We start from the raw sequence: 13,717 nt of genomic DNA on the forward strand, positions 1-13,717 counted from the left end.
TCAGGCACCCCAAACCTCGCGGAACACACGCACCCAGTTCTCGCCCATGATCTTGCGAATGCGTGACTCAGGCCAGCCTGCACGCTGCATCGCGTGCGTGAGGTTGGGAAACTCCGCAATCGTGCGAATGCCAAGCGGATTGACTACCCGGCCAAAATCAGTCAGACGGCGATAACGCCCTTTGTCATGCGTGAGCCAGTCGAAGAAATCGGTGCTATAGCCCTGGGTGAAATCGGTGCCGATGCCAACGGCGTCCTCGCCAATCAGGTTCACCATGTACGCAATCGCTTCGATGTAGTCGTCGATGGTCGCCTCGCTGCCGCGCCGGAGAAACGGCGCGAACATCGTGACGCCCACGAAACCGCCCGCATCGGCGATCTCGCGCAGTTGCTCATCCGACTTGTTGCGCGGATGGTCTTTCAGCCCCGACGGCAGGCAATGCGAATAGCACACGGGCTTTTTCGACCACGCAATCGCCTCGGATGAAGTCATGCCTCCCACATGCGACAGATCGACCATGATTCCAACGCGGTTCATTTCGGTAATGACTTCGCGGCCAAAATCAGACAACCCGCCATCGCGTTCATAGCACCCCGTGCCCACCAGGTTCTGTGTGTTGTAGCAAAGCTGAACCACGCGCACGCCCATATCGGCAAATGCCTCGATATAGCCGAGATTGTCTTCAAAGGCCTGCGCATTCTGAAAACCGAGAATCACGCCCGTGCGGTTTTCCTGCTTGGCACGCAGGATGTCGGCCGTGCTGCGCACGAGTATCAGATGCTCGCTGTTGGCGCGGATTTGCTGCTTCATTTGCGCGATGTTGTCCACGGTCCTGGCAAAGCTCTCCCAAACCGAGACCGTGCAATTGGCCGCCGTAATGCCACCAGTGCGCATGTCTTCAAAGACGGTGCGTTCGAACTTCGAAATATTCAGCCCGTCGATGATGATGCTGTCCTGATGCAGGGTACTCATGGCAATGCTCCGTCTTGCTTGCGTAGGGGGCTTGTGGGTTCTAACCGTCGGGTCCAGGTGCCGATACCGGGAAAGCGCCGGGAAAGCGGGAAAGCACCAACGCAGTAAAAAAGCGCTCGCAGGGCGCAAAGGTCTTGCGGCAAAAATGCCTGAAAACCGCATGGAAACTGCTTGAAAACCGCCTGGAAATAGCTTGAAAACAGCTTGGAAATAACTTGAAAACAGCCTGGATATGGCTGGGAGACGGCTCTATTCTTGTCTTTCGCCTGGGGCGCAAATTGATGAATTCAGACGCATTCCTGGCTTTTTACGCCACGCCTGCGCGACAGGCTTTCAGCGCACGCCGTGCACGGCATTCGCGGTATTCGCTTTACTTTCGCGGTATTTTTCGTGTTGTTGCAATGCAAGGCGGAAGCTTCCTCAAAAGATGGGCGTTTGATGCAGATCCTATATTCACCTCAGCAAATAACCCACGTTCATGCGCGGCAATAAAATTCATCAGGAAAACCCATAAAATTCAGGGTTTCGCCGTATGGCATGAAACTTGAACTTAAACCGAGAATGAACCTCGCCGCAAAACACTAGCGGTTCGCCCCACCATGCTTCAAAGGAAGTTTCGCCTCATGTCGCCGGACCGCCTCGCGTCACTGTCTCATTTCGTTTTCATGCCCCTGCCCAATTTCACACTGATCGCGTTCAGCAACGCGATTGAAGTGCTACGGATGGCCAATCATCTGGGTGGAGAAACCTTGTATCGCTGGACCCTGGTCAGCCCGGAAGGCGGGCCGGTCCACGCCAGCAATGGCTTGAGCGTTGAAACCCGCCATGCCGATGAGGTGGTCTCCGCCGATATTGTGTTTGTCTGCGGCGGCACCAACGTGCGGCGCGAAACCAGCGCACAACACCTGTCCACGCTGCGGCGTTTTTCCCGCAGTGGCACGGTGCTAGGCAGCCTGTGTACCGGCACCTATGCACTCGCCCGCGCCGGTTTGCTCTCGGGGTATGCCTGCGCGATTCACTGGGAAAACCTCTCGGCACTCAAGGAAGAATTTCCGCAGACGCGTTTCCTCAAAGAGCTGTTTGTCATCGACCGCGATCGCGTGACCTGTACCGGCGGCGTGGCCCCGCTCGACATGATGCTCAATCTGATCAGCGCGCGCGTCGGCAGCGCACGCATCGCGCAGATCGCCGGGCAGTTCATCATCGAACATGTCCGGGAAGCCAGCGCGCAACAACGCATGCCGCTGATCGCGCGGCTCGGCTCGGCGAACAAGTCGCTGTTCGAAGTCATCGCGCTGATGGAGAGCAACATTGAAGAGCCGCTTTCACGCGAAGAGCTAGCTCGCCTGGCGGGGATGTCGCAGCGTCAGCTACAGCGGCTTTTCCGCGAACATCTGGGCATGACGCCCACGCATTACTACCTCACGCTGCGGCTGCGCCGCTCACGCGAGTTGCTGCTGCAAACCAACATGTCGATCATGCATATCACCATGGCGTGCGGGTTTCAGTCCGCCTGCCATTTCAGCAAGAGCTACCGCGATGCGTTTGGCGCCGCGCCAACGCGCGAGCGGCGTCAGGCCGCGCCGCTTGAAGCGCAAGTGTGAGCGCCACGATGGGTCATGCCGGCGCTCACACCGGCGCAAGCCAGCGGTAGTAATGCTTTTCAACCTGACGCCAGCGCAACCCAGGCGCTTCCCGTACAGGCGTCTGAACCTGCACCGCGCCCCACCACGTGAACCCATGCCGCTCATACAAACGCCGCGCCGCTAGCGCATTCGCCTGGGTGCGGACGATCAGTTGCGGGCGCGGTGTTTTTGCGTCTGGGCCCGCCCCTTCTGCCTCAACCTCACAGTCCGCCATGCAACGCGCGATGAGCCGCGTTGCCAGACCACGCCGCCGATATGCCGGGGCCACGGCCAGTTCCGCAATCGCCCAGGCTGGCTGGCCCTGCAACTGCTGCCGCAAAACCAGCGGCAGCTTGCTGTCATAGCGGGCATCCGCCCTCAGCAAGAATGCCACGAGCGTCGCACCCTCGTGCAGCACATAACAATGCGCCCGATGCTGTGCAAATAATCCGCGCAGCCAGCCGCGCTCCGCTTCTTCATCGAGGTAATGGCCGCTGTAATCGCCGCTCGTGAAGGCCGCCAGATAAAGCGCCATAAAACGCGTCTCCCACTCCGCAAAACGCGCGGCCTCGCATACCGTCAGTTCAAACGGGTTGGCCTGCATCAGCCGCCTCCTGCATGAGGCGGTAAGCGGTGCTTTGCAGCAGCGACGAGCACAGCGTGTCCATGCGCAGCAAAGGCAACCCGGCCGGATCGAAACCATAGTTGCGATAGAAATACTGGCCCAACCCCTGCACCTGGCGCTCGACGATCACCACCGGACGCCCGCGCGGTGCGGTAGCGATGATGCGCTCGATCACCGCGCGCTTGTTCGGCAGATGGATCGAAAGCACCACGATGTCGCACATGCCGTAATCGAAGGCCGCGCCATCGGCGCATTCCAGCGCGATCGCCGCGCGCTGGAAATGCTGCGGATGCTGGGCCGTCAAAAAATCAATGTATTCGCGGCCGCACGCCAGCGATGTTGCGCTGCAGTCAATGCCAATCATCCGCGCGCCGCTATAGCGCTGCATAAACAGCAGCGACAACGGCATCGCCCCTGATCCCACCATCGCCACGGTCGATTCCGCGTTCATCGCGCTCAGGAAGATTTCGCTGCGCGCCAGCAGCCGGTAGATATCGGCGTAATAGCCGCGAATGATCTGCACCAGCGCCTCGTTATCGTTCTGCTGGCGCAGCAGTGTGCTCATCTGGCGCTCGAAACGGACTTCGTTGCTCGCGCAGAGTGCCTGGTAGCGCGCCATATAGGTCCGCACTTCAGGATCGTCCAGGTAGCGCGCGATCTCGCTGGCATCGAGCACTGGTGACAGGATGTAGTTGCGCAGCGTCAGCATTTTGCCAAACGACTGCTTCAAATCCTGCCCTTGCGGCGCGTCAAGCAATTCGTCGAGCCAGCCGTGAATCTGCTGTTTGACAAACTCGATATGTGTGCGCGGCGGCGTGAGCAGTTTGCTCCCGGATGAATGGGGTGCATCGCTTAATGACGGAGATGGCGAAGATGGCGAGGATGGCGGCATAACAGGTGGTGTAGTTAATCTGATATCAAGCGCTGTATCTGGCGCTGCTGTATCTGGCGACCTCATGCCTGCCGCAGCGGCAGGCCAGCGTGTGTCGCAAGCCGGTGCACCAGCCAGCGAAAGACGCCGAGATAAAGCACCACCCGGATTGCCCCAGCCAGTGCCAGCACGGCGAAGACGTCCGTCACAGGGCGACGTGCCCAGAGCGCGGCATACACCGCGCCCAGGTTGATGACCCAGCTATAAAAAAGCCCCAGGCCAAGCGCCCAGGCGGGACGTTCAAGCAACTGGCAGCAGCCGCCCACGAGATTTCTCAGCAGATAGCTTGCAATAAAGACCGGTGTGTAATTCAGTAGCTGGCGCGCAATCGCCTGGGCGTCGGGGTCGGAAACCAGAAAAGGCAACACCAGCCCACGCAGGGCAAAAAACCCGGCGCTCAGCGCCATCACGAACAAGGTGCCGAGCACCAGCACCGAGCGCACCGTCGCATCGAAGCCGCTCCCTTGCCGCATGCGGCTGCCGAGCCGGATCATGAACACCACGCTCAAGCCCTTGACCAGGATAAAACCGATTGTCAGCAGCTCGAAACCCACGCCATAGCCACCCATCGCATGCACGCCGTAGGACGAGATCGCTGCATACACCATCAGGTTGGCGCCAAACGTCAACGTTTCGAGCAGCGCGGACGGCACGAATAGCCGCAGCAGGCGCTGCTGCCATGCCCCTACCCAGTGCCAGCGCGGCAAGCGCACCTGATGGCGTTGCAGATGCGTGCGCAAGGTCACGCTGCTCAGCAGCAGATACAGCACACGTGTGATCCATGAGGCCGCAGCCAGGCCGAGCATCTGCGCTGCAGGCGCATGGCTCAGCACGCCAAAAATCAGCAGCGGGTCCAGCAGGTTATTCAGCAGCCCACAGGCCACGCTGATGCGCGCGGGGGTTCGGGCGTCACCGTACACACGTGTTGCAGCCGAGAGCACGGTATTCACCAGCAATAGCGGAAAACCCAGTACCACCACGGTGTAAAACACGCCTGCATGCGGGCTCGCCAGCGCACCGCCCGAGAGAAAGCGCAGCAACGGTGTCTGTGCCCACAGCAGCAGCGCGCTCACACTGGCGCCCGCCCCAGCCGCGAACCCCAGCGCCTGCTGAAGCAGCAGGCCTTGCTCCGGCAGCGGCGCGCGCGCAAACAATGCCACGAACGATTCTTCAAAGCTCTTGCTCAACAGGAACATGAAAGCCGTCACGCTGCCATTGACCAGCGCCAGCAAAGCCAGATCGGTCGCGCCCAGATGGCGAATCCAGTGGTAATCGAGCAGGCCCAGGCTGTAACTGGCGAGCGATGCCATCATCATCGGATAGAGCAGCCGCCAGACACCTTTGAATTCCGCCCACACGCCGGTCTCCACTCGTGGGCTGGCGTCAAACCACGGCCAATGCCACAGCGCACGACATAAAATCCGGCACCCGGCGCGACCGGGCGGGCGTGAGGGTTCTCGCCTGCTCATGGCCTGTTCATGACCTGCGCAGGTCCAGCAGTAAAGGAGTTTTCTGCCGTTGTGTGTAACGCAAGGCGGTGCGCGCCGCGACATCGATGACACCGGCTCCCTTGTCGAGGCATTCACGGATCGCCTCGATCGCACTCACGGCGTGCTCCACGGCAAAACGCAGGGGGGCAAGTTCGCTTGCATCGAGATCGAGCACGATGCGCAACCGCTCACGGCCATCGGCTTGCGCGGTCAGCAAAAACTGGCATTCGACCGGCCAGCCCACGATCGCATGAATGCATTCCGCCAGGGCCTGGGCGTGAACCAGATTGCCCGCATAGTTAAAGCGCGTGTCATGACGTCCGTGCAACGTCAGCCGCACCCCCGTGCGGCCACAGCGGCAGTGGCCACCCTCCAGCAAACGCACACGGTCACCACTTTCATAGCGCATGAGCGGCAACGCGGCGTTCGCCCAACTGGTCACCAGCATCTGGCCATGCTGGGCTTCGAGGAAGAACCAGTCATCGAACACGTGATAGTGCGCAGCATCGCATTCAGGGGTGGCGTAGCCGATAAAACCGGCTTCCGTCTGGCCATACAGGCCGAAGATCCGTGCTTGCGGCCAGTGCTGGAGAACCGCCGCGCGACGGCTCTGGCTGAAGGCCTCGCCGCTGAAAATGATCTTCCTGATATCCAGCGCAACACCATGCGTGCGGGCCACCTGCAGACAATGCAGCACGCTCGTCGGCGTCCCCAGCAGCACGTTCGGGCGCGCCAGCACGAGCCATTCGAGCAGCGCTTTCAGATCCGTGCCATAGGTATCGAGGCGGCCCACCGGCAAGAGATTCACGCCCAGTGCCTCAAGCAGCCGGTTGCAGTGGTCGAACAGCAGCGACAAGCCCCCTGCCGTAAACAGGTTCAACACGGTGTCGCCAGGTGCCAGCATCGTGCTGGCCAGCGCCGCGCTGAGCGTGCGGCCATAGCTCGCGTCACCCGGCAAGCGGGCCGCCACGTGCAGCAACAGTTTTGTCATGCCGCTCGTACCCGAGCTGGCATGCAGCGTCGCACCGCGTAAATCACCGTCTTGCATCAGTTGCCGGACCCGGCGTTGCAGGTCAGCGCCCGTTTCGCGGGCGACCTGCCGGCAAAACATGTCGTAGTGGCTCACCCCCATGGGCAACTGCCGCGCGTAAGCCGCGTGATGCCGCAGCGCTTCATTGATCGAGGCGGCGATAAAAGGCGTCGTCGGCACGCTTGCCGCGCAAGCCGGCATGAGGCTTGTCATGGAGCGCATCATGCGGCTTCCTTCCCGGCCATCCACGCCCGCAGACGCGCGAGGCATACCTTGCCGGTCCGCGTGAGCGGCAGCGCGCTGACGATATACACATGGACCAGACGCGGATACAGCGGAAAAGCCTGGCGATATTCATGGATGATCTGCCGCCGTAACTCGGCGTCGTCGATCAGGCCGTGCGGCGCGGGCGCAATAAACGCACTCAGCGCCGACGAATGCGGATCGGTCATGAAGTAACTCTGGGCGATCCCCGGCAACCGGTCGAAATGCCGGTGCAGCAAGCCCGGATTGATAAACATGCCGTTGGCCTTGAACGTTTCGTCCTTACGCCCGACCCAGTGCAGCACACCATTGGTGTCACGAAACATCAGATCACCCGAATCAATCAGCGCTTGCGGCTCCAGCACGCCATCCGCTCGCACATAACCGGCCATCGCATACGGCGTGCGGTAATGCATCACACCGACCTGCCCTGGCGCGCAGGGCCGTCCATAGGGATCGTGGAGTTCGATCTCGATGCGCGGATCCACCGGGCGGCCCGGTGCGATCACGCCATCGCAACTCCGCGCCGCGAGACGCGGCAAATCATGGGGCGTGAGCTTGAGCGCGAACAAGCGCGGGCCTGATTCAGTCTGACCAAAGTTATTCCAGACCTCGGCCCCGAGTGCCAGCAGACGTTGCATCTGCTGCACATACAGACGATCCGAGGCATTCAGAATGACCACCTGTTCCAGCTTCATCCCCGGCGTGCCTTCCACCAGATCGCACAGCCGCTCGATCACGCTGCGAATCAGCGGCACATAACGCACCCGGCGCACCCCGCGTCCCACGATATACGCCAGCACTTCGTGGGCTGTCAGCGAGGCGCGTTCGAGATGCACCGCCGCGCCACTCAGCACGCCGCTCATCACCGTCGAAAAGCCATACATGTAATGCACCGGGAACAGGCACAGCACGCGCTCGCCAGGACGAATCCCCAGATAGTCCCCCACTAGACGCGCATTCGCCCAGAGCGGGGCTTCGTCGTATAGCACGAGCTTCGGCGTACCCGTCGTACCGGACGTCATGAAAACAAGCTGTCCCTGGCGCGAGGCCGCTGCCGTGCTGTCCGCCGTCCTTTCGTCTTTCGGGGCCTCCGGGGCTTGATGCGCTTCCGGGGCTTCCAGGGCCAGCCGAACCGGCCCGTCCTCGCTGTCCGTTACCTCAGATGCAGCGCAGCGCGCCGCCTGCTGCCAGGCAAACACAAACACCGGCAAGGGCTTGTCCGCGAGCGGCCGGGTCGTGATGATCGCGGCCGCATTGAGCTCACACGCCAGCGCCTGGCCCAGCAGCTTCGGATCGCACAGCACGACGCGGCAGCGCAACGCCGATGCCACCAGCGAGAAGAAAAAGTAATCCAGCCCCCCCTGGCCGACGGCAAGCAGGCAACGTCCCGCCGCCAGTTGCGGCGCCAGCCCGGCCAGCGTGGCCTGTACGGTGGCAAGGCACGCGCGCAGCTCCGGCGCACCGACGGACCAGCCGCGATGAATCACGCGCCAGTGCGTATCGCCTAGCAAGGTTTGGGCAAAACTCATCCTCATTGCGTCATCCCTTCGAGCACGACCGAGGCCGCCAGCCCGCCCATGCCAAACGAATTCTTCAGTACGCGAGCGGCCCGGCAGGGCAGGGTCGTGCGCACCACGTTCACCGCGCAGTTGGCATCCTGCGCGTCGAGATTGCACGTTGCGGGAATAAACCCTTCGCGCAAGGCGATCAGCGTATTGAGCACTTCCATCGCCCCCGCAGTCGCCATCAGATGCCCATGCAAGGACTTGTTCGCCGTCACCGGCACCGCCTGGTGACGCTCGAACACCTCGCGGATCGCCCCGGCCTCATGGCGATCGTTAAGCACCGTCGAGGTGCCATGCGCATTCACATAGTCGATTTCATCGGCGCGCCGTCCCGCATCGGCCAGTGCGCGGCGCATCGCTAGCGTCATTTCGAGCGAGGCGTGATGCGGCATCACGATGTGTTCGGCCGCGAGACTCGCGCCGTAACCGGTGACACGCGCCAGCGCTAACGCGCCACGCCGCCGCACCGCGGCCTCGCGCTCCAGCAGCAGCAATACGCCGCCTTCCGCCAGGACAAAGCCCGAGCGGCGCTGGTCGAAGGGCCGCGAACGCTGTTGAGGCAAGAGCCGGATATCCGTCGAGATCACATCGAGCGCTTCCAGCCGCGCCAGGTTGAGCGGATTCACCTTGCCCGACACGCCACCCACGATCACCGCATCCAGCCGCTGCTGGCGCAAGGCCTGCAAGCCCATCCCCAGCGCCTGCAGGGAGGCCGAACACAGTCCGACATGCGTCGTGGCAAAGCCCGCGAAGCGCACGTGCTGATGAATCTCGCTCAGCACGGCAGTCGGTTCCAGATTAAAAAAATCAGCCATCCGAAATGCGCGCAGCAGTTGCTGCATGAACGCCTCGCGCGTGGCTTCGCCCGTGATCCGGCTGGCGATTTCAAGGGCGCTATGCGCTTCGGCTCCCGGCACATCCACCCCAACGATGCAGCCGAGACGCTCGGGCGCATAGTCGCGCGACAAGTGCCCGGCACGCGCCATCAATCGCTCCGCGGCCAGCCGTGCATACAGCACCTCGGCGGGCAGCTTGCGCGCCTGAAAACCGCGCAGCAAGAGGTTGCCCTCTTCCGGCACGCCCGCGTGGTGAGTGATAAACGTACTGCAATCGAATTTTTCGATGGCGCGAATGCCTGAACGCCCCTGGCGCAATGCCTGGTGAATGCTGCCGTAATCGCCGCCCAGCGGCGTCACGGCGCCAAACGCACTAATCACCACGGCATCGGGTGAAGTCATCAAGACACTGCTCCTGCAAGTTTGCGCAACACAATCGAGCCCAGCCCTGTGCCAAGCCCAACGCCATTCACCAGCACGGTCTCGCCTGGGGCGATGGCCGGATCAGCGAGCGCCAGCACAAGGTCAATCAGGTTGTTCGCCTGGCCGGTATAGCCGACGTGCGGCTTGTAACGATGAAGAGTGCAATGCGGCCAGACCGCGCGCACGGCCTCGCGTTCCGCGCGCTCCAGAGTGCCGACACCGTTGTGGTACAGCACCACATGCTGGATCGGTGTGCACTGGCGCGAGGCCAGCAGCAAAAACAGCGTGCGCCAGTCGCCCTCCGACACCAGCACCTGCGGCGCATAGCGCGACAGCACCGTCAACACCTGGGCGAGGGGCGTGCGTCCCGCCGGGGGCGCACGTTCGAGCATCAGCGTCGCCGCGCCATAGGCGGGAATCACCCCATCCTGGTGCGGCGCAAAGCGCACGAGCCCCATCTTGATGAAAGCGCCGAGGTTCTCCGGGGTCGTCAGATCGCCCACGGCGGCCACCACGGCGTGCTGCAACGCCCCCGCATCGAGCTGTGCATGCGCGGCTTCGAGCGCGCATAGCCCACTGAGCGACATGCGGCGCAGTGGAAACCCTTCGCCATGCAAGGCAAACACTTTCGACAAGTGATACAGCGGATTGGTACTCAGCAAACGCAGCATGTCGAGCGGGTTTAAATGCTGGCGAATCTCGCCCATGGCCGCAAGGCTCGCGGCGACATCACCGGCATGAGCCCGCAGATGCGGGTACAACGCGCTCACGCGGTAATCGCCGCCTTCGATGCCGGTATACAGCGCGCAACTTTCCTTGTCAGCCGGGCTGTAAGGCACCCGCGCCTCGGCGTAATCGAACGCCTGGGCCGTGGCATCGAGCGCCAGGCGGCTGGTGTCGTTGAGCAGCGCGCGGTCCTCGCGCGCGACCCGTGCGGCACAACGAAACGTCATGTGTCGCGTGAAATACTCGCTCACTTCGCTCGCAGCCTGCAGTGGGCCACGGCTGGCAAAATCGACGCCACGCAACGACGTGGTATCAGGGAACGCGCGGGTCACGATTCCCACCCCGGTGATGTATGACATCACGGCTCCTGTAATCCAGTAGTCCTGGAATGCTCGAATTCTTTGGTGCGGCAGCCCGCTGAGCGAGGCGCACTCAGCTCAGACGCACTCCAGTTGCTCAATGCGCCGCGCGATGTAGTCCACACAAAAATGCGCGTACAGCGCATCCATATTCGCCAGCGGTGCAAGCTCACTGGCCTGCCAGCCCATCACACGACACACCTCCTGCCAGCCTTCGGCAGTCCATGCGGCATCGGTGTAAAAACGCGGCTCCAGCAACATCCGGTTGAACGGCCAGAGGTTGTCGAGACTCACGCCGGGACACACCTTCTCCTTGAGCTCGAAACACAGGTCGACGTAATCAATCGAGCTCATGTTCAGATCCAGAAAAAGCGAAGCGTGATCCGCAATCGCGGCGCTATCGTCGAGATACAGGATTTGCGCCACGATGGTTTTAATCTGCTGTTTCAAAATGCGCGCTCCTGTTCAGCCGTTGAGATTTTCTCCATTGCCCAGCGCCATCACCGTACCGGTCGCTTCCAGCTCGCCGCTGGCGAAAAGTGCCACCACGCGCGCGACTGCTTCCGGCTCCAGTACCTGGCGCAAGGGTATTGAGCGATAAAACGCGGTACTGTCCCGCGTTGCCAGAAAACGGCTCAGCAAGTCCGAATGCACAAAGCCCGGCGCCACCGCATTGACGCGCACGTTAAAGCGCGCCATTTCAAGCGCCAGGGTTCGGGTGAAACGCTCGATCGCGGCTTTCGCCGTGCCGTAAGCGCCATTGCCCACTTTGGGTTTAGTCGCGGCGAGCGACGAAATATTGATGATCTGCCCACGGCGGCGTTGCATCATCGGCTGGCAAAACACGTGGCTAAACGCCATCACCGAGCCCAGGTTGAGCTGGACGGTCTGCCAGTACTGTTCCAGCGCACTGCTGACAAACAGCTGGTCGTCATTCACGCCCGCGTTATTCACCAGCACCTCGACCTGGCGCGCCGCGTTCACTTCTTCGGCAAAGGCGCGCACGGCCTGCCAGTCGTGGCTATCCACCTGAAAGCCGCGTACCCGCGTGCCGTGCCGGGCTTCAAGCTGCTGCGCCAGCGCGGTGCTGTGCTGATAGGTGAAGAACACATCGAAGCCGCGTTCCAGGAGCGCTTCGACAATCGCGCGTCCAATGCCTCGCGTGCCGCCACTCACCACCGCCACGGGGTTCATGCTGCGTGCGCCGCGTGGGACGTGTCTGGCGTAGCCGCGGGAGCCGGGGTGGACAGAGGCCAGCCCAGCACGCCGTCGATCACGCATTCGGCCTCGCGCAACCATTCCACCCGCGCCAGCATCTCGTTGTCGCGCCTGCGCTGGGTATGCAGCAGCACAGTCAGCTGGTCGCCCGGACGTACCGGAGCAAGAAAGGCGATGCGATGCAAGGTCAGATCGGGCGCCATGCGCTCGCCGGTGAGCCTGAACCGCTCGAACAGCAACTCCAGGCCCAACGCTATTCCGAGCGAACCCGGTAGCACCGGAAATTGTGGGAAATGTTCCGTGAAGAGCGGCGCCTCGGCCGCGACGTTGATCGTCCCGAGCACCGCGAGGCCCGGCGTGACGGAAACCAGCGCGAGCGGTGTCGCGTGCGCAGTAGCCGGCATCACGACTGCACCCCCGCGATCAGCACGGAGACAAAAACCTTGCCTTCGGCGATGAGTTCGTCCGCCTCGTTGCACACCTCGATGCTCACGCGGTACGCGCTGCCATAACAGGTGACTTCGCCGCTGATACGGGAAGGCAGAGGCGGTTCCGCGAGCCGCACGGAGACATCGCGCAACTGGGCCGGCACCAGCAGCGCCGGATGTCCGTGCATTTGCCGCGCAGCCTTCACCGCGAACTGGTGCAAGGCTTCGAACAACAGCACGAGCGGCGCACTCCGGGCGTAGGCATGACGCTCGCCCGGTTCGACACGGCCACTGAAACGGCCAGAAGCCGGATCGCTGCGGGTCACTTCGCAGACGTTCAAGAATCCCGTTCCAAATGGAACGTTTACATCGGTGGTGCGTATCACGGGGAGTCTCCTGAGCAGCGGAACAAGCAGACGGTCTGGCACAGCACGCATCAGCTTCCCGGGAACGCGGCATCGGTTTTGCAGTAGCGCATCAGCACGTTGAGCGCACGACCCAGCGCCATGCCACCCAGCACACCCCACGCAGCCAATGAAAACGGCGCGAACAGCGAGCTGGCCGCCCAGGCGCCGTGGGCTTCGACCTGATAGTGGATGACATATCCCAGCGCAAAGGTCAGCAAGATCATCCCCAGCAACGCCGGGTCGCCAGGAATTCTCACCCGGCTGCGGGTCACATCCATCGCCAGCGTCCAGCGCGCCGCATGCGCCCAGCCGGCCAGCAAACCCGCCAGCAAGGCAAGCAGCAATACCAGGCCCGACTGCCAGCCCGCCGCAGGGAACAGGTGCGGCAGGCTCAGCGCACCGGACACGGCCATCGCCAGCGGCAGAACAAATAACTGCGCGGGCCGCACACTGCGCGCATAACAGCGCTTGATGCCGAGATACAGCAGCACGCCAAACAGAATGACCCCATAAGGGGGGATGTGCGACATCGCAGAACTCCTTGTCGGATGAGCAGAAAGCCAGGCCGCGTCTCAAACATGGCACAACGGCGGCACCACGGTGGGCTGCGTCTGCCGTCATGCGCCAGGCGGACTACCGCCCTGGGCCCAATCAGTGCCCAACCGCATGGCCGGATAACGGGTAACGTCTAACGCCTTGCCAGCCAGTACGGACAACGTTTTGCCGCGGCAGGCTGGGCCGGGTGAACTTGATCTGCGGCGGATTCTAGGTTCCGCTTCCCGCCCCTACCGATTGGTGCGACCAACGGCACTGGA

Annotated in this window: 15 protein-coding genes; 2 read left to right on the forward strand and 13 right to left on the reverse strand. The window is 62.3% G+C overall.

The window, feature by feature from the left end:
* Complete coding sequence (locus GH657_RS16245; RefSeq protein ID WP_153102069.1) at nt 1-972, reverse strand: dipeptidase; 972 nt, start codon at nt 970-972, stop codon at nt 1-3.
* 215 nt (nt 973-1,187) lie between these two features.
* Between GH657_RS16245 and GH657_RS16250 the strand changes: the two genes are divergently transcribed.
* Both GH657_RS16250 and GH657_RS16255 read left to right on the forward strand, forming a co-directional pair.
* Nucleotides 1,188-1,520, forward strand: coding sequence for a hypothetical protein (locus tag GH657_RS16250; RefSeq protein WP_153102070.1), 333 nt, complete (start codon nt 1,188-1,190; stop codon nt 1,518-1,520).
* Between the two features lie 75 nt (nt 1,521-1,595).
* Nucleotides 1,596-2,576, forward strand: coding sequence for a GlxA family transcriptional regulator (locus tag GH657_RS16255; protein WP_153102071.1), 981 nt, complete (start codon nt 1,596-1,598; stop codon nt 2,574-2,576).
* A gap of 25 nt (nt 2,577-2,601) precedes the next feature.
* Here the strand turns inward: GH657_RS16255 and GH657_RS16260 are convergent, their stop codons facing one another.
* From GH657_RS16260 to GH657_RS16310, 12 genes are all read right to left on the reverse strand, one after another.
* Nucleotides 2,602-3,201, reverse strand: coding sequence for a GNAT family N-acetyltransferase (locus GH657_RS16260; protein ID WP_153102072.1), 600 nt, complete (start codon nt 3,199-3,201; stop codon nt 2,602-2,604).
* Nucleotides 3,182-4,114: a nicotianamine synthase family protein gene (locus GH657_RS16265; protein WP_153102073.1), complete on the reverse strand. Its 933-nt coding sequence runs from the start codon at nt 4,112-4,114 to the stop codon at nt 3,182-3,184. The genes GH657_RS16260 and GH657_RS16265 overlap by 20 nt, the downstream gene beginning before the upstream one ends.
* Before the next feature lie 62 nt (nt 4,115-4,176).
* A complete protein-coding gene (locus GH657_RS16270) occupies nt 4,177-5,511 on the reverse strand; it encodes an MATE family efflux transporter (RefSeq protein ID WP_174770008.1) in 1,335 nt (444 codons plus the stop codon).
* A 118-nt stretch (nt 5,512-5,629) separates the two neighbouring features.
* Nucleotides 5,630-6,886, reverse strand: coding sequence for a phenylacetate--CoA ligase family protein (locus GH657_RS16275; RefSeq protein WP_246174199.1), 1,257 nt, complete (start codon nt 6,884-6,886; stop codon nt 5,630-5,632).
* An 8-nt stretch (nt 6,887-6,894) separates the two neighbouring features.
* Entirely contained in the window at nt 6,895-8,469 is a 1,575-nt protein-coding gene (locus GH657_RS16280) for an AMP-binding protein (RefSeq protein ID WP_153102075.1), read from the reverse strand.
* Nucleotides 8,470-8,471: 2 nt separating this feature from the next.
* Nucleotides 8,472-9,743 (reverse strand): beta-ketoacyl-[acyl-carrier-protein] synthase family protein, encoded by a 1,272-nt coding sequence (locus GH657_RS16285; protein ID WP_153102076.1) that lies wholly within the window; start codon nt 9,741-9,743, stop codon nt 8,472-8,474.
* Nucleotides 9,743-10,849: a beta-ketoacyl synthase N-terminal-like domain-containing protein gene (locus tag GH657_RS16290; RefSeq protein WP_153102077.1), complete on the reverse strand. Its 1,107-nt coding sequence runs from the start codon at nt 10,847-10,849 to the stop codon at nt 9,743-9,745. The genes GH657_RS16285 and GH657_RS16290 overlap by 1 nt, the downstream gene beginning before the upstream one ends.
* Nucleotides 10,850-10,927: 78 nt before the next feature.
* Entirely contained in the window at nt 10,928-11,299 is a 372-nt protein-coding gene (locus GH657_RS16295) for an acyl carrier protein (protein ID WP_153102078.1), read from the reverse strand.
* 15 nt (nt 11,300-11,314) lie between these two features.
* Entirely contained in the window at nt 11,315-12,043 is a 729-nt protein-coding gene (locus GH657_RS16300; RefSeq protein WP_153102079.1) for an SDR family NAD(P)-dependent oxidoreductase, read from the reverse strand.
* Nucleotides 12,040-12,471, reverse strand: a complete 432-nt coding sequence (locus GH657_RS18075; RefSeq protein ID WP_174770009.1) for an ApeI family dehydratase — start codon at nt 12,469-12,471, stop codon at nt 12,040-12,042. Before GH657_RS18075 ends, GH657_RS16300 begins: the two co-directional genes overlap by 4 nt.
* Complete coding sequence (locus GH657_RS18080) at nt 12,471-12,836, reverse strand: hypothetical protein (RefSeq protein WP_174770010.1); 366 nt, start codon at nt 12,834-12,836, stop codon at nt 12,471-12,473. The genes GH657_RS18075 and GH657_RS18080 overlap by 1 nt, the downstream gene beginning before the upstream one ends.
* A gap of 95 nt (nt 12,837-12,931) precedes the next feature.
* Nucleotides 12,932-13,432, reverse strand: a complete 501-nt coding sequence (locus GH657_RS16310; RefSeq protein WP_153102081.1) for a hypothetical protein — start codon at nt 13,430-13,432, stop codon at nt 12,932-12,934.
* Nucleotides 13,433-13,717 lie beyond the last annotated feature (285 nt).

The organism is Paraburkholderia hayleyella, assembly GCF_009455685.1.
GTDB lineage: Bacteria > Pseudomonadota > Gammaproteobacteria > Burkholderiales > Burkholderiaceae > Paraburkholderia > Paraburkholderia hayleyella.

What these genes read in the sequence shown, in the direction of transcription:
- GH657_RS16245 (WP_153102069.1), bottom strand. Translation starts at nt 972, where the DNA reads ATGAGTACCCTGCATCAGGACAGCATCATCATCGACGGGCTGAATATT.
- GH657_RS18075 (WP_174770009.1), bottom strand. Translation starts at nt 12,471, where the DNA reads ATGCCGGCTACTGCGCACGCGACACCGCTCGCGCTGGTTTCCGTCACG.
- GH657_RS16260 (WP_153102072.1), bottom strand. Translation starts at nt 3,201, where the DNA reads ATGCAGGCCAACCCGTTTGAACTGACGGTATGCGAGGCCGCGCGTTTT.
- GH657_RS16300 (WP_153102079.1), bottom strand. Translation starts at nt 12,043, where the DNA reads ATGAACCCCGTGGCGGTGGTGAGTGGCGGCACGCGAGGCATTGGACGC.
- GH657_RS16310 (WP_153102081.1), bottom strand. Translation starts at nt 13,432, where the DNA reads ATGTCGCACATCCCCCCTTATGGGGTCATTCTGTTTGGCGTGCTGCTG.
- GH657_RS16285 (WP_153102076.1), bottom strand. Translation starts at nt 9,743, where the DNA reads ATGACTTCACCCGATGCCGTGGTGATTAGTGCGTTTGGCGCCGTGACG.
- GH657_RS16280 (WP_153102075.1), bottom strand. Translation starts at nt 8,469, where the DNA reads ATGAGTTTTGCCCAAACCTTGCTAGGCGATACGCACTGGCGCGTGATT.
- GH657_RS16265 (WP_153102073.1), bottom strand. Translation starts at nt 4,114, where the DNA reads ATGCCGCCATCCTCGCCATCTTCGCCATCTCCGTCATTAAGCGATGCA.
- GH657_RS16275 (WP_246174199.1), bottom strand. Translation starts at nt 6,886, where the DNA reads ATGACAAGCCTCATGCCGGCTTGCGCGGCAAGCGTGCCGACGACGCCT.
- GH657_RS16255 (WP_153102071.1), top strand. Translation starts at nt 1,596, where the DNA reads ATGTCGCCGGACCGCCTCGCGTCACTGTCTCATTTCGTTTTCATGCCC.
- GH657_RS16290 (WP_153102077.1), bottom strand. Translation starts at nt 10,849, where the DNA reads ATGTCATACATCACCGGGGTGGGAATCGTGACCCGCGCGTTCCCTGAT.